General features: G+C 70.3%; 18 protein-coding genes and 1 tRNA gene. 5 read left to right on the top strand and 14 right to left on the bottom strand.

The features are described from left to right. The first annotated feature begins 54 nt into the window (after positions 1-54). From G361_RS0135950 to G361_RS0135935, 3 genes are all read left to right on the top strand, one after another. On the top strand, positions 55-696 hold the full coding sequence (locus G361_RS0135950) for an aminodeoxychorismate/anthranilate synthase component II (RefSeq protein WP_019931991.1): 642 nt from the start codon (positions 55-57) through the stop codon (positions 694-696). A gap of 678 nt (positions 697-1,374) precedes the next feature. Continuing rightward, positions 1,375-2,085 carry a dihydrofolate reductase family protein gene (locus tag G361_RS0135940; RefSeq protein WP_019931989.1) on the top strand — a complete coding sequence of 237 codons (711 nt, stop codon included), beginning with the start codon at positions 1,375-1,377 and terminating at the stop codon, positions 2,083-2,085. A gap of 214 nt (positions 2,086-2,299) precedes the next feature. After that, positions 2,300-2,785 (top strand): hypothetical protein, encoded by a 486-nt coding sequence (locus G361_RS0135935; RefSeq protein ID WP_019931988.1) that lies wholly within the window; start codon positions 2,300-2,302, stop codon positions 2,783-2,785. A gap of 6 nt (positions 2,786-2,791) precedes the next feature. Here G361_RS0135935 and pknB read toward each other — a convergent pair whose 3' ends face one another. The 7 genes from pknB to G361_RS0135900 form a co-directional block, all read right to left on the bottom strand. Continuing rightward, positions 2,792-4,684, bottom strand: a complete 1,893-nt coding sequence (gene pknB / locus G361_RS0135930; protein WP_019931987.1) for a Stk1 family PASTA domain-containing Ser/Thr kinase — start codon at positions 4,682-4,684, stop codon at positions 2,792-2,794. Next, entirely contained in the window at positions 4,681-6,207 is a 1,527-nt protein-coding gene (locus G361_RS0135925) for a protein kinase domain-containing protein (RefSeq protein WP_019931986.1), read from the bottom strand. Before G361_RS0135925 ends, pknB begins: the two co-directional genes overlap by 4 nt. Positions 6,208-6,241: 34 nt before the next feature. Then, the gene (locus tag G361_RS0135920; RefSeq protein WP_019931985.1) at positions 6,242-7,708 is read right to left on the bottom strand and encodes a penicillin-binding protein 2; all 1,467 of its coding nucleotides are present in this window, start codon (positions 7,706-7,708) and stop codon (positions 6,242-6,244) included. After that, complete coding sequence (locus G361_RS0135915; protein WP_026343915.1) at positions 7,705-9,174, bottom strand: FtsW/RodA/SpoVE family cell cycle protein; 1,470 nt, start codon at positions 9,172-9,174, stop codon at positions 7,705-7,707. The genes G361_RS0135920 and G361_RS0135915 overlap by 4 nt, the downstream gene beginning before the upstream one ends. Then, complete coding sequence (locus G361_RS0135910) at positions 9,174-10,634, bottom strand: PP2C family serine/threonine-protein phosphatase (RefSeq protein WP_019931983.1); 1,461 nt, start codon at positions 10,632-10,634, stop codon at positions 9,174-9,176. The genes G361_RS0135915 and G361_RS0135910 overlap by 1 nt, the downstream gene beginning before the upstream one ends. After that, on the bottom strand, positions 10,631-11,098 hold the full coding sequence (locus G361_RS0135905) for an FHA domain-containing protein (RefSeq protein WP_019931982.1): 468 nt from the start codon (positions 11,096-11,098) through the stop codon (positions 10,631-10,633). The genes G361_RS0135910 and G361_RS0135905 overlap by 4 nt, the downstream gene beginning before the upstream one ends. A 194-nt stretch (positions 11,099-11,292) precedes the next feature. Next, on the bottom strand, positions 11,293-12,690 hold the full coding sequence (locus G361_RS0135900) for a DUF3662 and FHA domain-containing protein (protein ID WP_026343914.1): 1,398 nt from the start codon (positions 12,688-12,690) through the stop codon (positions 11,293-11,295). A 271-nt stretch (positions 12,691-12,961) separates the two neighbouring features. Here G361_RS0135900 and G361_RS0135895 point away from each other — a divergent pair. Further along, a tRNA-Leu gene (locus G361_RS0135895) sits at positions 12,962-13,044 on the top strand. 148 nt (positions 13,045-13,192) lie between these two features. On the opposite strand, the gene G361_RS0135890 is transcribed toward G361_RS0135895, so the two are convergent. Both G361_RS0135890 and G361_RS0135885 read right to left on the bottom strand, forming a co-directional pair. Next, complete coding sequence (locus G361_RS0135890) at positions 13,193-13,855, bottom strand: PhoU domain-containing protein (RefSeq protein WP_019931980.1); 663 nt, start codon at positions 13,853-13,855, stop codon at positions 13,193-13,195. Positions 13,856-14,654: 799 nt separating this feature from the next. Beyond that, entirely contained in the window at positions 14,655-15,617 is a 963-nt protein-coding gene (locus G361_RS0135885) for a stage II sporulation protein M (RefSeq protein WP_019931979.1), read from the bottom strand. Between the two features lie 82 nt (positions 15,618-15,699). Here G361_RS0135885 and G361_RS0135880 point away from each other — a divergent pair, with 82 nt between their 5' ends. Beyond that, complete coding sequence (locus G361_RS0135880; protein WP_019931978.1) at positions 15,700-16,491, top strand: RDD family protein; 792 nt, start codon at positions 15,700-15,702, stop codon at positions 16,489-16,491. Between the two features lie 3 nt (positions 16,492-16,494). On the opposite strand, the gene G361_RS51300 is transcribed toward G361_RS0135880, so the two are convergent. From G361_RS51300 to G361_RS45940, 5 genes are all read right to left on the bottom strand, one after another. After that, positions 16,495-18,075: a DUF58 domain-containing protein gene (locus tag G361_RS51300; RefSeq protein ID WP_019931977.1), complete on the bottom strand. Its 1,581-nt coding sequence runs from the start codon at positions 18,073-18,075 to the stop codon at positions 16,495-16,497. Between the two features lie 3 nt (positions 18,076-18,078). Next, a complete protein-coding gene (locus G361_RS0135870) occupies positions 18,079-19,134 on the bottom strand; it encodes a MoxR family ATPase (RefSeq protein WP_081635775.1) in 1,056 nt (351 codons plus the stop codon). Positions 19,135-19,601: 467 nt separating this feature from the next. Next, positions 19,602-20,690: a DUF4129 domain-containing protein gene (locus tag G361_RS45945; RefSeq protein ID WP_019931975.1), complete on the bottom strand. Its 1,089-nt coding sequence runs from the start codon at positions 20,688-20,690 to the stop codon at positions 19,602-19,604. After that, a complete protein-coding gene (locus G361_RS0135860; RefSeq protein ID WP_026344019.1) occupies positions 20,687-21,589 on the bottom strand; it encodes a hypothetical protein in 903 nt (300 codons plus the stop codon). Before G361_RS0135860 ends, G361_RS45945 begins: the two co-directional genes overlap by 4 nt. Before the next feature lie 159 nt (positions 21,590-21,748). Then, entirely contained in the window at positions 21,749-23,365 is a 1,617-nt protein-coding gene (locus G361_RS45940) for a DUF4407 domain-containing protein (RefSeq protein ID WP_019931973.1), read from the bottom strand. Between the last annotated feature and the right edge of the window lie 574 nt (positions 23,366-23,939).

Raw genomic sequence — 23,939 nt, 5'->3', positions numbered from 1 at the left:
GCGCGTGCCGGATATTCCCGCGACCGCGTGTCGGGTGCGACGTAGGCTCGTTCCATGCGCGTACTGGTGGTCGACAACTACGACAGCTTCGTGTTCAACCTGGTGCAGTACCTGGGCCAGCTGGGCGTCGAGGCCACGGTGTGGCGCAACGACGATCCGCGCCTGGCCGTCGTGGACGAGGTGGTGACGGAGTACGACGGGGTGTTGATCAGCCCCGGACCCGGCACCCCCGCGCGCGCCGGCGCGAGTATCGACCTGGTCGGCGCGGCGGCGCGCAGCCTCACCCCGTTGCTCGGGGTGTGCCTGGGTCATCAGGCCATCGGCGAATCCTTCGGCGCAACTGTCACCCGCGCCCCCGAACTGCTGCACGGCAAGACCAGCTCGGTATTCCACAAGGGTGTCGGTGTGCTGGCCGGCCTGCCCGACCCGTTCACCGCCACCCGCTATCACTCGCTGACCGTGCTCGAGGACACCCTGCCCGACGAGATCGAGGTCACCGGCCGCACCGAGAGCGGCATCGTGATGGCGTTGCGGCACCGCACCCTGCCGATCCACGGCGTGCAGTTCCACCCCGAATCGGTCCTCACCCAGGGCGGACACCGAATGCTGGCCAACTGGCTGGAGGTCTGCGGCGACCGGCCCGCCGAGGGACTGATCTCCACCCTCGAGGCAGAGGTCGCAGCACTCACCCTGTGAGTGGTGCCCACCTTTGTGAGTAGCGCACAGCCTGTGAGTGGTGCCCGCCTCACGTGCGGCTGTGCGTTACTCACAGGCTGTGCGCTACTCACAGCGCCAGCCGGTGAGTGGGTGCTGAACAGCATGGCACCCCTCCGGGCGCGGCGGTGTCGAGCGCTCTATGGGTGGTGCTCGGCCCCAATCTCTCAGGGCGACGCGGTAGTTCCGCAGTTCCACCGGGGCCGATTCGCTGAGCGCCCGTCGCGCGGATCCTCAGCGCCCGTCGCGCGGATCCTCGGAGTGCCGGTCGACGCGGGATCCCCGGGGTGCCCTGTCGAGACGAATCTCCGAGGTCCCGTTGAGAGGAATCTCCGAGCTTTCGTCGAGACGAATTCCCGGGTGGCGTCGATCAGCGCAGGTCGCGATCGGATCGTTCGGCGAGCGTGATAGTTGTACACATATGCCGTCCGGCCTGTGGATAACTCGCGCCGGCCTTGTGCGGCAGATTTCGATCGGTCGCACGTGGTCGCGAGTGAACCCCGCGTCGCCGTGCGTCGGCGAGCGCAGGTCGACGGCCGTATCGGGATGTTCGGATGCCGTCCGGACATGTCCGATACGGTCGGTCCCGGTGCCGGACCGCTCGTCCTCGAGTCGCCCCGGGACAATCGTGGTTGTGCACAGGTGTGATGGGATCGGGGGATGGTTCGCCCATACGTACTGCTGTCGGCCGCGGTGAGCATCGACGGATATCTGGACGATGCGTCGCCGCAGCGGTTGCTGTTGTCGAATCCGGACGACTTCGATCGGGTGGATGCGGTCCGCGCGGATTCCGACGCGATCCTGGTGGGGGCACAGACCCTGCGCAGCGACAACCCGCGGCTGCTGATCGGCAGCGAGTCGCGCCGGGCCCGGCGGGTGGCGGCCGGGAAGCCGGAACATCCGGCGAAGGTCACCGTGACCGCGAGCGGCGACCTCGATCCGGAGCTGCGCTTCCTGCACACCGGCGACCGGAAGCTCGTGTACACCACCACCTCCGGGGCCGCCCGGCTCGGCGCCCGGCTGGACGGCCTGGCCGAGGTCATCGCGCTCGGCGCCGAACTCGACTTCGGCGCGCTGCTCGACGACCTCGGCGATCGGGGAATCCGGCGGATGATGGTCGAGGGCGGCGGCCACATCCACACCCGTTTCCTCGCCGCCGGACTGGCCGACGAACTGCTGCTGGCCGTCGCCCCGATCCTGGTCGGCGACCGGGAAGCCCCGCGCTTCCTGCATCCGGCCGACTATCCCGGCGGTTCCGGGCGCAGAATGATATTGACGGACGTCACCCGCCTCGGCGATATCGCGGTCCTGCGGTACCTGCTCCGTGATGCTGACGATCCGCCGGTCGACGACGACACCTCCGGCCGCTGAGTCGTCGGGACGTCCGGTCGACCATCGGTCGTGACGGTGTCCCCGGGATCCGGGGGATTCGCTGTGACGGCAATGCCGTCCGAAGCGTGCGGACGAACGTACCGACAGGTTCGCTCGCCGCGTCGCCGGGAAATCCTGGCGGCGGCCGGCAACCGGCCGGACAGGACCGGCGGCAGATAGTAATCAGGCACCGACACGGAATGGAAGTCTCACAGTGACAACCGATTTCGCGGACCGGCACGTGAGCCCCGCTGCGGAGCACCGGTTCTGGATGCATCACGCCATCGTGCTGGCCCGGCTGTGCCCGGTCAGCGATACCGCGTTCTCGGTGGGGGCGGTGATCGTCGGCGCCGACGGAACCGAACTCGCCCATGGCTATTCGCGCGAGACGGATGCCAAGGTGCACGCCGAGGAATCCGCGCTGAACAAGCTCGGCGACGACCCGCGGCTGGCGCACGCCACCGTCTACAGCACGCTGGAGCCGTGCTCGCGGCGCGCGTCGGTGGACCGGGCGCCGTGCACCGATCGGCTCCTGGCCGCCGGTGTCGCCCGGGTGGTCATCGCCTGGCGGGAGCCGGCCACCTTCGTGGCCGACTGCGTCGGGGTGGAGAAGCTGCGCGAACACGGCATCGAAGTGATCGAGCTGCCGGATCTCGCCGCGGAGGCCATGTCGATGAACCGGCACCTCGACCTGGCCTGACCGGCGTCACGGCGGGCCGAGCACCCCGGTGACGATGGTGATGATGCCGTCCTTGGCGACCGACGATCCGGCCTTGGGCTGCTGATCGATGATCCGGCCCACGTTGCCGGCGTCGAAGGTGCCCTGGGTGGTCTGCGCGATCTGCCCGGCGCCGCCGGTCCAGCCCGCCGATCGCAGCCGGTCCATCGCCTGGGACGGGGTCAGCCCGACCAGGCTCGGCATGGTGATATCGCCCGAGGACACCTGCACGGTGACCGTCGAACCCTTGTCGGCCATCGAGCCACCGGAGGGGGTTGTCGCGATCACCTCACCCTTGGGCCGGGAGGACTGGACCTGCTGGACCGAGATCTTGAATCCCGCGCTCTCCACCAGGTTCGGCTCCGCCACGTCGATCGACTGGCCGACCACCTGGGGCACCCGGACCTGATCCGGGCCGTGGCCGAGGAAGATGGTGATGGGACTGCCGGCGTCCACCTTGGTGCCCTCCGGCGGCGTCTGGTTCACCACCTTGTCCTTCTCGTCCATGCTGGACGCGCTCTGCTGCACCTGCGGATCCAGCTTCAAGCCGATCGAGTTCAACCGTTGCTCGGCCTGTTGCTGGGTGAGCAGCGCCAGCCGTGGCACCGCCACCTGCTGCGGGCCGGTCGACACCTGCACGGTGACGGTGCTGCCCTTGTCGACCCTCGAACCGCCCAGCGGCTGGGTCGCGATGACGTTGCCCGCGGCGACCTTACCGTCCGGCTTCTCCTGCACGGCCACCGAGAAACCGGCCTGCTGCAGGTCGGATTGGGCTGCGGCGGCCGGTTTGTTCGCCAGATCCGGGATCGCGATCTGATCCGGGCGGCTGCCCGGGCCGAGCAGTACCCAGTACAGGGCGAAGGCCACGATCACGGCCGCGGCGGCGCCGAGCCAGATCAGCAGCGAGCGGCGGCCGCCTCGATCCGGGCGGCGCATATCGTGCTCGCCGGTGTCGTCGTCGTAGTTGCGCGGCATCGAATCCATGCTGCCGAGGAACGTGGTGCGGTCCTCGTCGGTCATCACCATCGGGGCGTTCGGCTTCTGCCCGCCCAGCACCCGGATCAGGTCGGCGCGCATCTCGGCCGCGCTCTGGTACCGGTTGGCCGGATTCTTCGCCATCGCCTTGAGGATGACCGAGTCGAGTTCGCGCGGCACCCCGGGATGGACGTGCGAGGGCAGCCGCGGATCCTCGCGGACGTGCTGGTAGGCGACCGCGATCGGGGAATCACCGGTGAACGGCGGTTCGGCGGTGAGGATCTCGAACAGCACACAGCCGACCGAGTAGACATCCGAGCGCGCGTCGACCTGTTCGCCGCGGGCCTGTTCCGGCGACAGATACTGCGCGGTGCCGATCACCGCGGCGGTCTGCGTCATCGGATTCGCGCTGTCGGCGATGGCGCGGGCGATGCCGAAGTCCATCACCTTCACCGCGCCCTGGCGGTTGATCATGATGTTGGCCGGCTTCATGTCCCGGTGCACGATGCCGTTCTTGTGACTGAAGTCCAGCGCCGCGCAGACGTCGGCGATGATCTCCATCGCCCGCCGCGGCGGCAGCGGGCCCTGGCCGCGCACCATATCGCGCAGGGTGTCGCCGTCGACGTACTCCATCACGATGTACGGCAGCGGGCCGCCGTCGATCTCGGCCTCGCCGGTGTCGTAGACGGCGACGATCGCCGGATGGTTCAGCGCGGCCGCGTTCTGTGCCTCGCGCTTGAAGCGCAGGTAGAACGTGGGATCGCGGGCCAGATCCGCGCGCAGCACCTTGATCGCGACATCCCGGCCCAGCCGCAGATCCCGGGCCTTGTGGACCTCGGACATGCCACCGAACCCGATGATCTCGCCCAACTCGTAGCGAGAGGACAGATGCTTCGGGGTCGTCATGGTAGTCCTTGCGAGGCGGTGGCTGGGACGCTGGTGTGGTCGTACTGGTTACCGCTCGAGTAGCCGCCGTAGCCCGAGGTGCCGTGGGCGCCGGGGAAGCTCGGCACTGATGGTATGTCCATCCCCGGGAAACCTGCGCGACCGCTGGTGGTCGGCGGGGTCGGGCGTCCCCGGGTGGTGGTGGTCGGTGCCGTGGTGGTCGTCGTGGTGCTGGGCGCCGGCGTGGTCGTGGGGGTGTCGGTGGTCGTGGTGACCACCGGCGGGGGCGGCGCCGGTCTGGTGGTGGTGTCGTCCTCGGTGGTGGTCGTGAACGTCGTGGTCGGCGCGGCGGTGGTGGTCGGCGGCACCGACACCGAGGTGCTCGGCCGGAACGGGGTGGGTGTCGGCGGCTTCGACGAGCCCTGTAACAGCAACCACAGCACGATGCCGATCAGGATCGCGCCCACCGCGACGCCGGCCAGGGCCTTCTGGCCGTTGGTGAAGCGCGGCCCCGGATCGTGGTAGTCACCGCCGGGCCCGGTGGTCGGCCGGTTCGGCATGACCGTGGTGGCGCCGATCGGCGGCTGATTCCGACCCGGCTGCTGGTACCGGTCGTAGTCGTTGCGGGGCATCACCGCGGTCGGACCGGTCGGCGGCAGGACCCGCGCCGCGCCGGTCGGAGTGCTGCCCATCCCGCGCGGCAGCGGCGGCCGGCGGCCGGAGCGCACCGCGGCCACGGCATCCGCGAACTCCCCGCCGCTGCGGTAGCGCCGGGACGGATCCTTGGTCATCGTGATCTCGATCAGCTCGCGCACGTTGGCGGGCAGATCGGCGGGCATCGGCGGCGGGGTGTCGCGGACGTGCTTCATCGCGACGGTCAGCGCGCCGTCGCCGCTGAACGGCCGCTGCCCGGCCAGCGCCTCGTAGCCGACCACGCCGAGGGAGTACACGTCACTGGCCGAGGTGGCGTCGTCGCCGGTGGCCTGTTCGGGAGCGATGTACTGCGCGGTACCCATCACCATGCCGGTCTTGGTGACCGGTGACGCGTCGACCGCCTTGGCGATGCCGAAGTCGGTGATCTTCACCTGGCCGGTCGGCGTCACGAGGATGTTGCCGGGCTTCACGTCCCGGTGCACGACACCTGCCGCGTGCGCGACCTCCAGTGCCCGGCCGGTCTGCTCGAGCATGTCCAGGCCCTGCGCCACCGACAGCCGGCCGAGCCGGCTCAGCACGGCGTTGAGCGGTTCGCCCTGGACGAGTTCCATCACCAGGTACGCGGTCTCGCCGCCGGCCTGGTCGAAGGTCTCGCCGTAGTCGTAGATGCCGGCGATGCCGGGGTGGTTGAGCTGGGCCGTGGTCTTGGCCTCGGTCCGGAACCGGTGCCGGAAGGTGGGGTCCGCGGAGAACTCCGCCTTGAGCACCTTCACCGCGACCCGGCGGTCCAGGCGGGTGTCCAGCGCCTCCCACACCTGGCCCATGCCGCCGGTGGCGATGAGTCGTTGCAGTCGGTACCGGTCCGCGATCATCGCGCCGTTGGTCAGCATTCCGGCCCCCGTAGGCTAAGTCTGTTCATGTCGTTCAGCCCGTCGGCATGCCGGCGTCGAGCACGGCCCGGGCAACGGGCGCCGCCACCGAGGCACCGGTGGCCGCCAGGGCGCGATCCCCGCCGTTCTCCACGATGACCGCGATCGCGATCTTCGGGTTCGCCGCCGGCGCGAACGCGATGTACCAGGCGTGCGGAGGCGTGTTGCGGGGGTCGGTGCCGTGCTCGGCGGTGCCGGTCTTGGACGCGATCTGATATGGGCGTTGATTCGTGCCGCCGGTGGAGTAGTTCTCCGAGGCGATCATCATGGAGGTCACCGTCGACGCCACCTGAGCGCTGACCGCCTGGCCCACCGAGACCGGTTTGGTCCGGGAGAGTTCGGTGAGGTCCGGATTCTGCAGCTGCTCGACCAGATGCGGTTCCATCCGCACGCCGCCGTTGGCGATGGTGGCGGCGATGACGGCGTTGTCCAGCGGGCTGAGCGCGACGTCGCGCTGCCCGATGCTGCTCTGGGCCAGGGCCGCGGTGCTGGAGATGGTGCCGACCGTGCTGTCGGCCACCGGGATCGGGATGTTGCCGTGCTGCCCGATGCCGAAGGCCGCGGCCTCGTCCTTGAGTTTGGCGGCGCCGACCTTCATACCGATCTCGGCGAAGGCGGTGTTGCAGGACCGCGCGAACGCGTCGGTCATCGACGCGGTCGGCCCGTTGCCACAGGTCGAGCCGTTGTAGTTCTCCAGCGTGGTGGTGGTGTCCGGCAGCGTGATGGTGGGTGCCGCGGTGAACTGGTCCTCGGGCTTGACCCCGGCCGAGAGCGCGGCCGCGGCCACCACGACCTTGAACGTGGAACCCGGCGGATAGGTCTGCGAGACCGCGCGATTCAGCATCGGCTGATGCGGATCCGACGACAGCGCCTCCCAGGACTGGGTGTCGCGGGCGCCGTCGTGGCCGGAGAGCTGGTTGGGATCGTAGCTGGGCGTGGACACCATGGTCAGGATCCGGCCGGTGCTGGGTTCGATGGCCACCACGGAACCGGTGTACCCCTTGCTGGTCAGCTGGTCGTAGGCGACCTTCTGCATGGCCGGGTTGATGGTGGTGGACACGTTGCCGCCGCGCGGGTCGCGGCCGGACACCAGATCGATCAGCCGCCGGCCGAACAGCTGGCTGTCCGAGCCGTTGAGCATCGAATCCTCGGCGTGTTCCAGGCCGGTGCTGCCGTACTGCATCGAGTAGAAGCCGGTGACCGGCGCGTATGCCGCGGGATCGGTCGGATAGGTGCGCAGATACTTGTACCGGTCGTCGGTGGCGACCGAACTGGCCAGCACCGCGCCGCCGGCCGAGATCTGCCCGCGCTGCCGGGAGTACTCGTCCAGCAGCACCCGGGAGTTGCGCGGATCGCTGCGGAGGCTGTCGGCCTTGATCACCTGGACGTAGGTCGCGTTGAGCAGCAGCGCCACGATCATCAGCAGCACGGCCATCGCCACGCGGCGCAACGGTGTGTTCATGCGGGCTCCCCTCCCGTGCGGATCAGTTCCGTGGGGCGCTCCACGACCGCGGTCACCGTGTCCTTCTTGCGGGCCGGGGCGGGGGCGCGCGCGGCGTCGGAGATCTTCACCAGCAGCGCCAGCAGCACGTAGTTGGTCAGCAGCGAGGAGGCGCCGTAGGAGAGGAACGGGGTGGCCAGGCCGGTCAGCGGGAGCAGTTTGGTGACCCCGCCGAAGACCAGGAAGACCTGCAGCCCGAGGGCGAAGGCCAGCCCGGCGGCGAGCAGCTTGCCGAAACTGTCCCGCACCGCCAGCGCGGTCCGCAGACCGCGCAGGACCAGCACGGTGAACAGCACCAGCACCGCGGTGAGCCCGATCAGGCCGAGTTCCTCGCCGACGGTGGCGACGATGAAATCGGTCTTGGCGAACGGCACCTGATTCGGCCGTCCGCTACCCAGGCCGGTACCGGCCAGCCCGCCGGTGGCCAGGCCGAACAGCGACTGCGCGATCTGATAGCCGGTGTTGTGGTAGTCCGCGAACGGGTCGATCCAGTCGGCGATCCGGATCCGCACCCCTTCGGCGCGGTCGTAGGCGACGACGAAACCGGCCACCACCAGGACCGCGCCGGCGAACAGCCAGCCCAGCCGTTCGGTCGCGATGTACAGCAGCGCCAGCGCCGATACGAAGATCAGCAGCGCGATCCCGAGATCCTGTTCGAACACCAGCGCCGCGGTGCAGGCGAGCCAGACCAGCAGCAGCGGACCGAGATTGCGCAGCCGGGGCAGTTCGACGCCGAGCAGATGCCGGCCGGCCGCGGTGAACAGATCCCGCTTGGAGACCAGCACCGCCGCGAAGCAGACGACCAGCGCGACCTTGGCGATCTCCACCGGCTGCAGCGTGAATCCGGTCAGCCGCAACCAGATTCGCGCGCCGTTGGTCTCGGCGTAGCGGGCCGGCAGCACCGCGGGCAGGATCAGGGCGATCAGGCCCAGGCCGCCGAACAGGTAGCCGTGCCGGGCCAGCGTGCGGTAGTCCCGCAGCCCGGCCAGCACCGCGACGAACAGTCCGATGCCCACGGCCGTCCACAGCAGTTGATGGTTCGCGTCCGGCGGGGGTACCGGGGCGAAGTTGGACGCCGCGCTCTGCTCGCTGCCGAGGTCGAGACGATGCACCAGCACCAGGCCGATTCCGTTGAGCAGGGCCACGATCGGCAGCAGCAGCGGGTCGGCGAACAGCGCGTACCGGCGCACCGCCAGATGCGCGACCCCGAACAACGCCAGATCGGCCAGCGCCACCGTCGCGAGTTCCCGGGTGACCTGCTGGTTCTGCCCCGCCTCCACGAGCACCACCGCGATCACCGTGATCGCGACCGCGAACGCCAGCAACATCAGTTCGACGTTGCGGCGGGTCGCGGGGGGTGGCGCGGGAGCGAACCCGCCGGGGGGAATCGGGAACGCTGCGGTCGACGGCGATGCCGGTGCGGACATCAGTCCGCCTTCCTGCAGTTCTCCCCCGGGGTCTGCGGCGGCTGCGCGATGGTGGTCGGCGCCGGCGCCGGCGGCTTGGTGTCGGTGGGCGGTGGCGGGGTGTCGCCGGGCGGCGGCGCCGGTGCGTTGGTATCGACCGGGATCGGCACCGGGGTGGGTGTCGGGGTGACGATCACCGGCTGCTGCGGCGGCGCGGTCAGACAGGCGGGCAGCAGATCCTGGTGGGCCAGGGTCTCCAGCTGCCGGTGGGCCGCGTCGAACGAACCCGGCGGCAGGCCGTTGTTCACCTTGTCGCGACCGGTCTGTTTGAGATCGGTGACCTGCAACTGCCGGCAGCCGCTCGGGAAGCCGGCGCCCGGACTCATCAGGGTGAGCCGTCCGGTGCGGTCGACGCAGGAGACCTGGTCGATGTCGTGGATGGAGTAGCCGAGCACCGCACCCGGCAGGCCGCGCAGGACCACCACGTTGCCGTTCTCGGCGCCGACGTAGTAGTTGCCGCGGATCATCTTGTAGCCGAACGCGAGTCCAGCCACCACGGCGATCAGCAGCGCCAGCGACAGGATGATCCAGCGCAGCCTATGGCTCTTGCGGGGGGCCGGAGGTTCCGCCGCGACGGGATTCCGTCGCGGCGTCGCCCGAGGGGGGCGCATCGCGGCGGCCCGTCCGGCGGCAGTGTTGGGGGGTGGGGTGTCCTCGTCCTCGCCGGAGGCCGCCCCGGCGACGATCGGGTGACTCTGGCCGTAGTCCAGGTCGATGACATCGGCGACGACCACGGTCACGTTGTCCGGGCCGCCGCTGCGCAGCGCCAGCTCGATGAGCCGGTCCGCCGCCTCGTCGGTATTGCCCTCCCGCATCGTGTTCGCGATGGTCTCGTCGCTCACGACGTCGGACAGGCCGTCCGAGCACAACAGGTAGCGGTCGCCGGCCCGCGCCTCCCGGACGATGAGCGTGGGCTCGATCTCGTTGCCGGTGAGCGCGCGCATGATCAGCGAGCGTTGCGGATGGGTGTGCGCCTGTTCCGGGGTGATCCGGCCCTCGTCGACCAGCGACTGCACGAACGTGTCGTCGCGGGTGATCTGGGTCAGCTCGCCGCCGCGGAGCATGTAGGCGCGCGAATCGCCGATGTGTGCGAGGCCGAGTTTGCGACCGGCGAACAGGACGGCGGTGAGCGTGGTGCCCATACCGTCGAGTTCCGGTTCCTCCTCGACCTGATCGGCGATGGCGGCGTTGCCCTCCCGGACCGCGCGATCGAGCTTGCCGAGCAGGTCGTCGCCCGGTTCGTCGTCGTCGAGGTGGGCGAGGGCGGCGATCATCAGCTGGGAGGCCACTTCGCCGGCGGCGTGGCCGCCCATACCGTCGGCGAGGGCGAGCAGGCGGGCGCCGGCGTAGACGGAGTCTTCGTTGTTGGAACGTACGAGACCACGGTCGCTGCGCGCTGCGTAGCGGAGAACAAGTGTCACGATCGCAGCTCGATCACTGTCTTACCGACACGGACAGGGGTGCCGAGCGAAACTCGGACCGGGGTGGTGACCTTCGCTCGATCGAGGTAGGTCCCGTTGGTGGAGCCTAGATCTTCGACGTACCAGTCCTCGCCGCGTGGCGACAGCCGGGCGTGCCGGGTCGAGGCGTAGTCGTCGGTCAAAACCAGTGTGGAGTCGTCGGCGCGCCCGATGAGCACCGGCTGGGTGCCCAGCGTGATGCGCGTGCCGGCGAGTGAACCCTGAGTCACCACTAGAAATTTGGCGCCCTTCTGGCTCCGGTTGAAGGACGGCAGTACCGCGGAACCGCGTGCGGCCCGGGACTGGATCCGAATGCCGGAAGCCGCGTAGATGTCGCTGCGCAGGGTGCGGAGTACCGCCCACACGAAAAGCCACAACAGCAGCAGGAACCCCGCACGGGTCAGTTGCAGGATCAGTCCCTGCACGGCGCTCCACCTCCTGTTCGACCGGTGTCGTAGGTACGGTTCGACCCCCAACCGGCTCGCCGACCGACTGCGGACCTGATGCTGCAGCCGACCGAGTGTTGGCAGCATCATAGGGCCGACGACCGGTTGCGATCACGATACGACCGAGGGGAATCTCGGGTCACTCCGTGATCTGCACCGGCGAGCTTACGGGATCAGACGATTCGGATCAGGATCTCGGAATGCCCGGCGCGGATCACATCCCCGTCGGCGAGCTGCCAATCCTGTACGGGCGAGCCGTTGACCAGCGTTCCGTTGGTCGATCCGAGATCGGACAACATCGCGGTCTGACCGTCCCAGCGCACCTCGATATGGCGGCGGGAAACCCCGGTGTCGGGCAGCCGGAAGTGCGCGTCCTGGCCGCGGCCGATGATGTTGCTGCCTTCCCGCAGCTGGTAAGTCCGCCCGCTGCCGTCGTCGAGCTGCAGGGTGGCCGAGTACCCGGAGCCGGCCCGCGGCGGCTGCTGCGCCGGAGCGGCCGCGTAGCCCGCCCCCTGCTGCGCGTAGCCGGCCTGCTGGCCGTAGGCCTGATCCTCGGCGGCGTAGCCGCCCTGGTTGTTGTAGCCCGCGGGCGCCTGACCGTAGGCCTGCTGGCCGTAGCCGCCGCCCGGCTGCTGCGCGTAGCCCTGATCGGCGTAGCCCTGCTGGGCGTAACCGGCCTGCTGGCCGTACCCCTGATCGGCATAGCCCTGCTGCTGACCGTAGGCCGCGTCGCCGTAGCCCTGGTCGTAGCCGCTGCCCTGCTGAGCGCCGTAGCCCGGCTGCTGCTGACCGTAGGCCTGGTCGGCGTAGCCCTGCTGGTCGTAACCGGCGCCCTGCTGAGCGCCGTAGCCCGGCTGCTGGCCGTACCCGCCGCCCTGCTGGCCGTACCCGGCATTGCCCGCGTTGCCGCCGGCATTGTTGTAGTCGTAGCCGTTCTGGTACTCGCCGTAGCCCTGCTGCGATTCCTGGGCGCCGTACTCGCCGTACTGGCCACGGCCGTACTCGTCGCGATAGCCGCCCTGGCCGGGCGGCGGAGCGAACCCGCGATTGCGTGGATCGGACTCCGCGGGCTCACGGCTGGGGTCGTAGCCAGAGTTCTGCGTCATGGGGCCAGCTCCTGGTTGCGGGTTTGCGGTTCGTTGTGGGGGTCGTCCAGGTCGGTCGGGAGGCCGGTGTGCCGACGATTCCCGGCGACCCACGTCCGGGTCGACCCGGCCGCGCGTCCTGAACTGTCCGGTGTGCAGCGTAGGGGATGCTTCGAATTCGACGTGCACTTCGCCATACGTCTGCCAGCCCTGGTCGTGAATGTAGTCCTGCAGGTGTTTGGCGAACGCGCGCACGGTCAGATCCTCGTCGGCATCCAGTTGTTGCAGGTCGGACGCGTTGACGGTGATCACGTAGCGGTTCGGGGCGAGCAGGTGGCCGCCCTCCAGCTCGGTGACCCGGTCGGCCGCCTCGCGCTGCAGCGCCGCTTCCACCTCTTGGGGGACGACGCTGCCACCGAAGACCCGGGCGAACGCATCGCCCACGGCGCCCTGGAGACGGCGTTCGAAACGGGACACTATGCCCATCGACTGCCTCCTCTCCGTGCGCTCCACGCGGCGCGTGATGTCGTTTCCGGTACCTGCCGTCATTCCGTGACATGCCAATAGGGCGTGTCGTGGGACGGACACGGTCCCTGCATGATATCCACGATCCTCCACACCTGTAACTCTCGGCAGGCTGTGAGAGTTCCCCCGCCCCAGCATAGTGCTGCAAACCGGCCTGGATTGTTGCGGTTAACTACCTGACCAGGCGATTTCTTGTCCGGCAAAAGCCCGTGTTAGTGTTCTCCAGTCGCTCGGGCGAGTGGCGGAATGGCAGACGCGCTGGCTTCAGGTGCCAGTGTCCTTCGGGACGTGGGGGTTCAAGTCCCCCTTCGCCCACAGTAACGCAGTATCGGTATCGGGCCGGTCATCGCAATGTCGATGACCGGCCCGATGCGTTCGGTCCGTTGTGCTGTGTTTGCCTCGGCAGGTACATCGGCTCGGCGGCGTGCGGGTGCGACGCCGCCGGGCGCCTCCGCTGATCCGGTCACTCCTCCGGGATCTGGGCCGACAGCGGCAGGCCGGTGTGGAAGAAACGGATGAGCCGGCCGATCCGGACGCAATGTTCCGCACAGCGCTCGTAGTGATGGACCAGGAGTGCGAGATCCACGGCCATGGCGTGACCGTGCGGCCAGTCCGGATCCGACAGCGATTGCAGCACGCGCTGCCGGGCATCGGCGAGGGTACGGTCCGGCAGTACCTGTGGATCGTCCACCGCCGGATTCTGGGCGGCGATGGCCCGCTGCGCGACCGCGGCCAGCTCGGCGGTGGCGTGCCCGATCTCACCGAGCCGGCCGGTGATGTCCGCGGGCGCCACCGGCGCCGGATACCGGTGCACCACACTGTCCGCGATCCGGCTGGTGAGCCAGCTCATCTGGGCGAGATCGTCGCCGATCTGCATGGCGCTCACGACCTGTCGCAGATCGCGGGCCACCGGGGCCTCCAGTGCGAGCAGGATCACCGCCCGGTTCTCGCAGGCCCCGTGCCGTTGCCGGAGTTGTTCATCGATGGCGAAGACTTCGTACGCAGCGGTGAGGTTCGCTTCGGTCACCGCCACCGCGACCCGTTCGGTGGCCTCCTGTGCCAGGCTCGCCAGCCCGGCGAGCTCCTCGGTCAGTGCCGCGAGCTCGGAGGAGAATTTCGTCCGCACACCGTTATCTTCACTGGTTGCCGCGTCAACCGCACAACTTACGGGAAACCGACCAGGGGGTTCCCCGGCGTGAGGGGTCCGGTGCGGGGAACTACCTGGTTCGGTTCCGTCGGTGTGATCTTCGCCGCAATCGCCCGGATCGGACGGGCGCCGGGGTAACCGCTCCGGGTGGTTCCAGGGGGTGTCGAGCGAACATGGTGCGGCCCCCCTTCCGGTCGAAATTAACCGGTGATACTTCGAAGCGTGATTATCACCTGACTCGCATCTTGAATCGTCGCCTCTAAACAGACTTTGAGTCTGTTTCCCGCGCCGCAATCTGCCCGCCAACAGATGTACAAGAGGTTGACGGCCAGCGTACGGCCATATTTGCGATCACCGTGCGTGGTATCGGAACTGCCGGGCAAACCCGGTCGCGCGCAGTTCCGAAAGGTCCCCGATGATCGGATCCGATGCATCCGGGAGGGTCCTGTGATAGGGGCATTCGGCCCTATTCGGACGCGCAAATCGTTTACTGAAAGTTTGCTGTAATCCCGACCGACCCGTCTCGTACCCCTTGCCCGGAAGGTCCGCCCCGGGTCTGTACAGGCGCGGAGGTGGTTGCATCGCGATAACGATTGTGTAGAGTTGACGGTAACGCTGGCCGCAGCTGAGCTGGACTCGCTGCGGCCAGTGGATCTCAAATCCGGACCTGTCGACACGGTCCGAAGTTACGTTCCGAGACCCTCGATCCGGGTCGTTCGAATCCTTCCGGCGGGTATGCGCCATTCGGTAGCTGACGTACCGGTGATCTCCACCGGCGTTACGGGCGTCGAGCCGCCTCCGCCTGCGCCGCCCACCGGCCCGGTCCGAATACGTAACTCAGGAACGCCACCTCGGCCAGGGCGCCGATCCCGATCCGGACCGGCGCGGGCCAGCCGCTGGGGGTCACGAAACCCTCGATCAGTCCGGATATCAGCAGCACACCCGCGAGCCCCAGCGCGATCGTGGCGGCGGCCCGGCCGCGTTGCGCGAGCGCCCGGGCCCGGCTCGCGCGGCCCGGATCGATCAGTGTCCAGCCCAGTTGCAGTCCGGCGCCACCCGCCACGAAGATCGCGGTCAGCTCCAGCATCCCGTGCGGCAGGATGAAACCGAAGAACGAGTCCAGCCGCCCCGCCTGGGCCATCAGACCGGCCGAGACGCCCAGATTCAGCGCGTTCATGAAGAGCATGTAGACCGCCGGGAGGATCAGCGCCCCGGTGAACAGCGCCCCCGCGGCCACCCAGGCATTGTTCGTCCACACCTGGGCGGCGAACGCGTCGTGCGGATGTTCGGAGTAATAGGTCTCGAACTTGCCGCCCGGATCGGTCAGATCCCCGGTGTCCGAGGGGAGTCCGAGCGCGCGGTGGGCCGTCCCGGATCCCGGCACCCAGATCGCGAGGCCGACCACCACCCCGAGGAAGACCACCGTCACCCCGAGCCACCACCAGCGAGCGCGATACACCTCCGCCGGGAACCGGTGCGTGAAGAATCGGCCGATCTCGGCCCAGGCGTCCGAGCGACTGCCGAGGATCCGGGCCCGGGACCGGGCCAGCACGGTGCTCAACCCGGCCAGCAGCCCGGCCTCCGGCGACTGCACCTGCAACCGGGCCACCTGCTGCGAGGTGCGCCGGTACAGCGCCACGAGTTCGTCGGATTCCGCTCCGGTCAGCCGGCGGCTGCGGGCCAGCCGGTCGAGCCGTTCCCAGTCCCGCCGATGCGCGTAGGCATATGCGTCCACATCCATCGGTGGGCCCTCCCGTGCCGGAAACCGAGCGGCCACCGCATCTGTCGAAGGTGACCTCCCGAAAGGTTAATCTGTGGAGGCCATGGCTGTATTCACCACCGGCGAGGCCGTCGCTCTCGACCTGCCCGTCGCCCGCATCCCCACCCGGGCCGTGGCTTTCGTGATCGATGTGCTGTTGCAGCTGTTGCTCGGCTGGCTGCTCACGATGGTCGCGGTGGCCGTGCTCGCCGCCGTCGATTCCGACCAGGCGTGGTGGGAGACGGCGTTCACGGTGACCTTCGTGGCCGTGCTGGCCGGCTATCCGATCGTGTGGGAGACGCTGCTGCACGGCCGCACTCCCGGTAAGGCGGCGCTCGGGCTGCGGGTGGTGCGCGGCGACGGCGGCCCGATCGACCTCCGGCACGCCCTCACCCGCGGTCTGGCCGCGGTGATCATCGACTTCTGGGGATTCGGTCTCTTCGGCGTGATCGGCGTGCTCACCTCGATGTGCTCGGCCCGCGCGCGCCGGGTCGGCGACGTGCTGGCCGGCACGGTGGTGGTGTACGACCGCAATCCGATCCCGTGGCCCAAGCTCGCCATCATGCCGCCCTGGTTACAGGGCTGGGCACAGCAACTCGACCTGTCCGGGCTCACCGAGGATCTGGCGCTGCCCGCCCGGCACTACCTCACCCGATACTTCGAGCTCACGCCGGAGACCCAGCAGCAGCTGGGGCAGGCGCTGGTGACGGCGGTGTGCCGGAAGATCCGCGCGGTGCCGCCGCCGGGAACTCCGCCGCTGCACATCCTCGGTGCGATCGTCTCGGAGCGGCAGCGCCGCACCCTCGGCGTGCCCGCGCAGCCGAATCTCATGCCGCTGGAACACGTCTCGTGGTAGTGGTCAGACCGCGCCGGACTGTTTGAGTTCCAGATATTCGTCGCCGAGCAGGCCGGGCAGCCGATCGGCGGTGGCCGCGATCACGCCGACGCCGCGGCGCCGCAATGTCTCCCGGACCAGGGCCCGTTCGGCGAGGGCGCTCTCCGCGGCCGCGGCGGTGAACACCTCGGCCGCCGTGGACCTGGTTCCGGCCGCCGCGGCCAGTTCGGCATCGGTGACCGATACCAGCAGCACCCGATGCCGCGCGGTGAGCACCGGCAGCACGGGCAACAGGTTCTCCTCCACCAGCGCCCCGTCGAGGCTGGTGAACCAGACCACCAGGCTGCGGCGGCGGGCGTATCGCATCGCCGTGCGAACCAGACCGCCGGTGTCGGTGTCGACCAGCGCGGGAATTACCCCGGACAGCGCGTGCATCAGCTTCGGCTGCACACTCCGACCGGTGGCGTTGCGAACCTCGGCGCGCACCGAGCGGTCGTAGGCGATCAGGTCGACGGTATCGCCGGCCGCCGCCGCCAGCCCACCCAGCAGCAGCACCGCCTCGATATTCGCGTCCAGCCGGGTGCCGTCCGTGATCCGGGCCGCCGCACTGCTGTCGGCCGCAGCGCTGTCGATGCCGTTGATGTGGTCGCCTGCCGCAGTGCCGTGGGCGTGGCCCACCGGCATGCCGTTGGTGGGGCCTGCCGAAGTGCCATCCCTGCGGCCTGCCGCAGCGCTGTCCGTGTCGCGTGCCGCAGTGCTGTCCGTGCGGCCCGCCGCAGTGCTGTCCGTGCGGACAGCTGCGGTGCCGTCTGCGCGGCCCCCGTCTGCGCGGCTCGCCGCAGTGCCACCGGCCCGGTTCACGCCGACGCTGTTGACGCGGCCCGCCGAGGACCGGCCCGTGTCCAGCAGCATCAGTACGTGGCGGTTGCGTTCCGGCCGCCAGGTGCGGACCAGGACGTCGGCCGCCCGGGCGGTGGCGCGCCAGTCGATGGCCCGGACGTCGTCGCCCGCGACGTATTCGCGGAACGAATCGAATTCCGAACCCTGACCGCGCATGTTGACCACATTGCGGCCCTCGAGGTGCTGCACCTGCTTCACCTTCGACACCAGGATCCGTTCGCTGTGGAACGGCGGCAGCGCGCGCACCCGGGCCGGGACCGTGCGGCGCACCTGCCGCCCGGCCAGGCCCAGCGGGCCGATCAGTCGCAGGGTGATCGGGCCGGCCACCCGGTCGCCGCGCTGGGCGGGCACGAGCTGGGTGGTGATGCGGATCTTGGTGTTCGCGGGCAGCCGGAGCCGGTGTGCCGCAATCGGACTCGCGTGGGCGCTGGCGGGCCAGTCGTCCCACAGCCGGCCGCGGATCGTGCGGGTGCCGGTGTTGACCACCGTGAGGGTCACCTCGGTGGCGCGCCCGGCCCGGACCACCGTCAGCGCCGGTCGCGACAGATCCAACTGCGCGACCCGTCCCGCGACGGCCGCGTCGGCGGCGATCAGGACGAGCAGTACCGCGGTCGCCACCAGCACCCCGGCCCAGGAGGGTACGGCGAGCATCACGATCAGTGCGGCCACGCCCGCGAGCGCGGCGGTCCGGCCCGTCACCACCATCGGCTACACCGGGACCGGGACCGAGAGCAGCAGCCCCGACAGCACACTCTCCGCGGTCACCCCGTCCAGTTGTGCCTCGGGCCGCAGCTGCATCCGGTGCCGCAGCACGGTCATGGCGACCGCCTTCACATCGTCGGGCGTGACGAAGCCGCGGCCGGTGAGCCAGGCGTAGGACCGGGCGGCGGCCAGCAGCGCGGTCGCGCCGCGGGTGGAGGCGCCGTGCTGCACCGCCGGTGAGGTGCGGGTGGCCCGGCACAGATCCACGATGTAGGCGAGTACCTCGGGACCGACCGACACCGTGCCGATCGCCGCGCGGGCCGCCGCGAGATGGGCGGCCCCGGCCACCGGCCGCAGACCGGCCGCGGCCAGATCGCGCGGGTCGAATCCCGCGGCGTGCCGCCGCAACACGTGGAACTCCGCTTCCCGGTCGGGCAGGGTGACGTCCACCTTGAACAGGAACCGGTCCAGTTGCGCCTCGGGCAGCGGATAGGTGCCCTCCTGCTCGATCGGATTCTGGGTGGCGACGACCACGAACGGATCGGGCAGCGGCCGCGGCTGCCCGTCGACGGACACCTGCCGTTCCTCCATCGACTCCAGCAGGGCCGACTGGGTCTTCGGCGGCGTGCGGTTGATCTCGTCGGCGAGCAGCAGGTTGGTGAACACCGGACCGTGCCGGAAGGTGAATTCGGCCGACCGCGGATCGTAGATCTGCGATCCGGTCACGTCGCCGGGCATCAGATCGGGCGTGAACTGCACCCGGGCATGCGCCAGATCCAGTGCCGCGGCCAGTGCCCGGACCAGCAGCGTCTTGGCCACACCGGGTACGCCCTCGAGCAGGACGTGGCCGCGGCACAGCAGCGCGAGCACCAGGTACAGCACGGCCGGATCGTTGCCGACCACGGCCTTGCCGATCTCCGCGCGCAGCGCCCCGAGTGCCTGCCGCGCCTCGTCGGCGGTCGGCACGGGCGTCACCGCGGGCGGGGCGTCCAGCCGCGTCGTGGCGTCGTTGTCGGCGGGCCGCCCGTTGTCGGTCGGCGTGGCATCCGTCAGATCAGTCATCTCGGCCTTTTCGGCGTCGGCGGCCGTCGCACGTTCGGCGGCGGTTCCGGTGGTGTCGGGTATTTCGGTGTGGCCGGTCGCCGCATCCCGGTCGGACGTCGTCGGGTGTCCGGTCGTCGCGGTGTGAACGGGTGCGGCGGTGTGGCCGGTCGCCGCATCCTGGTCGAACGTTGTCGGGTACCCGGTTGCGGCGGTATGTCCGCGTGCGGCGGTGGTGTCGGGTGTGATCGTGTCGCCTGGCGCCACATCTTGGTCGGACGTCGTCGGGTGCCCGGTTGCCGTGGTGTGTCCGCGTGCGGCGGTGTGGCTGGGCACCACGTCATGGCCGGACGACCTCGTATGTCCGGTTGTCGCGGTGTGGTCGGGTGCGGCGATACGGTCCGGTGTGGCGGTGTGGTCCGGTGTCGCGGTAGGTCCGGAGGGTTCGGGTTCGCGGCCGGGCGGGTGATCGGGGGGCGTCGGTTCGGTCACACCGCCTCCATCGACGGGGGACGGCCCGGGGTGCGCGGGGCGGGATCGTGGCGATGATCCCGGTTGCGGTCCATTCCCGCTTCGATGACGAGCAGGTAGCCGGCCACCGCGGTGAGGGTGCCGGTGTCGGGGACCGGACCGAACAGGGTTGCGCCGAGATGGATCGGGGCGAGTCCGGTGCGGCGGGCGATCGCGGCGATCACCTGTGGGGGCGGGGCGCCGGCGGGCAGGTCGAGGGCGGGACGGATGCGGCGCAGGGTGGCCGTCCGCAGGATCGCCGCCACGTGATCGGGATCGTCGGCGCGGCGATAGAGGGCAGCATGGCCGGCCAGCAGTTCGTGGGCCGGCGCCTCCACGGGACGTGGCTCGCCGACCAGGGCGCCGCGGCGGCGGGCCCGCCACCACACCACCACGGCGGCGGCCAGCAGGCACTGCAGACCGCCGAAGGCGATCCAGTGCGGCCAGCGGGCGAAGATCGAGTCGTTCCCGACGCCCCAGTCGTTGTCGGGCGGCATGGGCGGCGGCGTCGGGGGCGGCGTGGTCGGGGAGGTCGGCGCGGGGTGCGGCGGATGCGGTACCGGCGGGGCGTGCGGCGCACCGGCCAGCCGGATCAGCAACAGGACCAGCAGCGTGACCAGCACCACCGCCAGCAGCGTCAGCCAGAATCGGCGGCCGCCGGGGACGGCGGGCAGCGGGCGCCGCGGGCGGCGGGTGCGGCGGCCGGGTGCGGTGAGTTCGGTCGGTTCCGGCGGCGGCGGTGGGGCCTGTGAGAACCGGTCCGATTCGGCCAGCCGCCGGTACTCGTCGACCGTCGCGGTCCGGCCGCCGTACACGACCTGGTCGAAACTGGCGGCGGCGTCGGACAATTCGACCAGGGGCGCGGCGTCGGCGGCGGTCTCCTGCGCGGTGCGCGAGCGCCGTACCGGCAGGGCGCCACCCTGTTCCAGACCGCGCAGGACCGCTCGGAAGCGTTCGCGCAGGGCGGTGTCGAAATCCTGCCGCGCGGCCGCGGTGTCGGCGGCGGCGCGATGTGTGCCCGCCGGTCCCAGCGCGGCGGGCGGGGGTACCCGGTCCGGATCGGTCACCGCACCCCCTCGGGGACGGGCAGGCGGACATCCCAGGCCTCGCGGCGGCACCGGCGGTCGACGTAGGCCGGCACCCGTGCGGCGGACTCCACCAGTTCGGTGAAGACGAACACCGCCAGCGCCGTGGCGACCGCCAGCGCGATCACCGGCCAGAGATGTGTGCCGGAAATATCGGCGACGAACAGCATCAGCCCGATCAGTGGCGGCGCCAGCAGCAGCGAGACCAGGCGCAGCGTCCAGGACAGCCGGGCGAGCCGCCATTCCGCGCCGCTCGCCAGGGTCCGGGCGCGCCGGGACGCGATGCCCGCCGGCACCTTCTCCTCGAACAGCGCCGGCACCGAGGCGAATTGGCGGGCGCGCAGCCAGCCCAGCCACAGCAGCGACAGCGGCACCGTGATGATCAGCGGAATCCCCAGCGCGAGGACGCCGAGACCGACCAGGGTGTAGCGGATCTGCAGGATCAGCAGGCCGCCGAATCGGCCGGCGAATTCCGCCAGCGCCGCCCGGACCCCGATCGGCTGCTGCCGCACCCGCGCGAGCCCGATCGGCACGGTGATCCCGCGCACCACGAATCGCAGTGCGCCGCCGCACAACGCGGTGGCGAGGATCGCCGTCCACGCGATACCCGCATCCGAACCCCCGGTGGCGGACGAGACCGCCGCGGTGATCGCCAGTACGGCGGTCTCGGCGACCGCGAAGCCGATACCGCACACCGCGGCCAGGGTCGCGATCTGCGGTTGGATCAGGGCGAACGGCAGATCGAGCAGCTCCCGGAAACCCAGGGGCCGCAGCGGGATCGACTCGGGCGCGTCGAGCCCCACATCCGCCGGATCGAGCCGTACGGCACCCCTCGCCGGATCGGGCGATGGACCGGCCCCCGCGGCCTCGCCTGGAAACACGCGGCCGAGTCTATCCGGATCGAGTGACATCCGGCTCGATCCGGCGCGACGGCCGGAACCGGAACCGGTCGCGGACGGGCCGGATCGGCCGCCACCGGGCAGTTCTCGTGTTCTACGTGAAACATCGCCGCCGCGAACCACTTCGGAAAGTGATGCGGGTCACCGGTGCGGAAGCTCCCGTGTGCCACGGGATTCCGTGCGTCCGGAGGTATCGGAAAGCTGGTGACCGGCATCGGAATTCGCCGCACCGACCGGATTCAGGTACGCGGGATCGTCGAGATCGATGATCGGATGCGCGGCGGCCGGCGCGGCCGTACCGCCGACCTCCTGCGTCTCGACGGTGACCCGCCGGGTGCGGCGCAGGGTGAAGGTGATCTCCTCGGCCTCCTCGAAGACCTGCCGCACGCTGCGCAACGGCGCGGTGGCGGTCCCGAACGCGGTGTCGACGGCCTGCGCGACGAAGGCGGGCACCAGCGGCCGGATCAGGCGCGCGGCCGCGCCGGTGAACGGGATCGCGCCGAGCAGCGGAAGTTCGAGGTCGCCACCGGTGGTGGTCGCGGGGGTCGAGCGCTGGGGTGGGGTCACGGGGTGCTCCTCGTCGGCGCGGGTCTCCGGATGGGATTCGGGGCTGTCGAGGGCGGCGACCGCGCCGCGCGCCGGTTCGTGGCGCGCCGGGGTGACGCCGATCTCGAGCCCGCCGAGGGCCGCGACCACGCGGCGGCGCTGCCGTTCGGCGTCGATCGCCATATCGGCCTCGGCGGCCGCCCGGGCCGCGGCCGACTCCCGTTCGACCCGCAACCGTTCGGCGGCGGCACGAGCCTCCGACCGGGCGACGGCGACCGCGGTCGACTCCTCCTGTTCGGCCCGCGCGACGACGGTCCGGGCGGCGATCCGCCGATCCAGGGAGGTCTCGCCGCGCCACCAGCGCAGCAGCAGCGGCAGCAGTGCCAGCAGCACCGCGACGGCGGCGGTGGCCAGCCGCAGCACCAGGGCGCCGGGATGCGCGGCGGTCTCGGCGTTCATCGCCACCCAGCGCGCGCCCAGGCCGTGCCCCGATCCGGACAGCGCGCCGGCCCGCGCCTGCGCCACGGAGCTGTCGGCATCGATCACCCGCTGATCCAGGGCGGGGATCCGGGCCTGCGCGGCGGCCAGCCGGGCGCGGGCGTCGTCGAGCATGGCGTCGGCGGTGCGTACCTCCGGGCCGTAACCGGGCACGCCGGTGATCATCGTCTGCGGGCAGTCCGGCGTCGGGTGATATTCGCACCGGGCGACGACCAGGGCCTGCTCGATATCGGTCCGGGCCTGGACCAGGGTGCGGTCGAGTGCGGCGCGGTCGGTGCGAGCGGCGTCGGCGGCCGTGCGGGCGGCGACCACCGCGGGGGCGGTCTCGGCCGCCTGCCGGGCCTGGTCGTCGAGCCTGCGGCCGACGGCGGCGCCCAGCAGTACGGTGCTCGCCAGTTCGGCGACGACCAGTCCGGCCAGGACGGCCGCCACGATCCGGGCGATCCGCTCGGCCCGCTCACCGTCGGCGCGGGCGGACTGCGAGGCGGTGACCAGCGTCCGCGACAGCCCGCCGAACAGCAGTGCCGTCCCGGCCGCGCCGGCGGTGATCGCGGTCGGCGACCAGTCGGCGGCGGCGCCGGCCAGCGCGGTGGCGGTACCGGCCGCGGCGGCGACCAGGATCACGATCGCGCCCGACACCGTGTATCCGGACCGTTCGTACCGATCATCGAGGTCGGCGCCGGCGCCACCGAGCCAGGTGAGTGCGGCGGTCATGATTCCCAGCCTCTCCGGTCCCGATGGGCCCTCGCCGGCGCCGCATCGGCCGGTCGGCGGGCGAACCACCGGAGCGGAGGACACGGGCAGGCGACGGTTTCGGCTTCAGCGTGGCAGGCCGACGGCGCGTGTACCGCGCGTCGCGGCCGGGATGTGGTTATCGTCACAAGCTCACACCCCGGCCCGCGGCGGTGTGACGCATTACACAGTAACGCTCGGAAACCCTCGGCTATCGTTCGCTGTTGATTAGCCGACCGAGTGCCGTACAGAATCATGCCGTACGGTCGGAACATATGCAGGGCATGTCGCTCGCGTATCGGCAATGTCACGGGCAGGTGTCCGGAAAGTTAGCCGTACCGGTCGGTGGTTTGTCGGGACCGGCCCCGGGGAATTCTGCTTCGGTGCAGGTGAGAAGGCATGTCGCGAGCATGCGGGAGATCTGGCTACCGAGGCGGCCCGGTACCGGGCACAGTGGTGAAGCCGACTGAGGCGATCCGCGTTGCCTGCTTTACACTGGAGAACGCGCAGGTAGTGGAGGACCGATGAAGAAGCCCAGGTAGACGAGGTAATTAGC

Source organism: Nocardia sp. BMG111209 (assembly GCF_000381925.1).
Classification (GTDB): Bacteria; Actinomycetota; Actinomycetes; order Mycobacteriales; family Mycobacteriaceae; genus Nocardia.
Note: the sequence above shows the minus strand (reverse complement) of the source record. Positions and strands in the feature narration are given on the sequence as shown.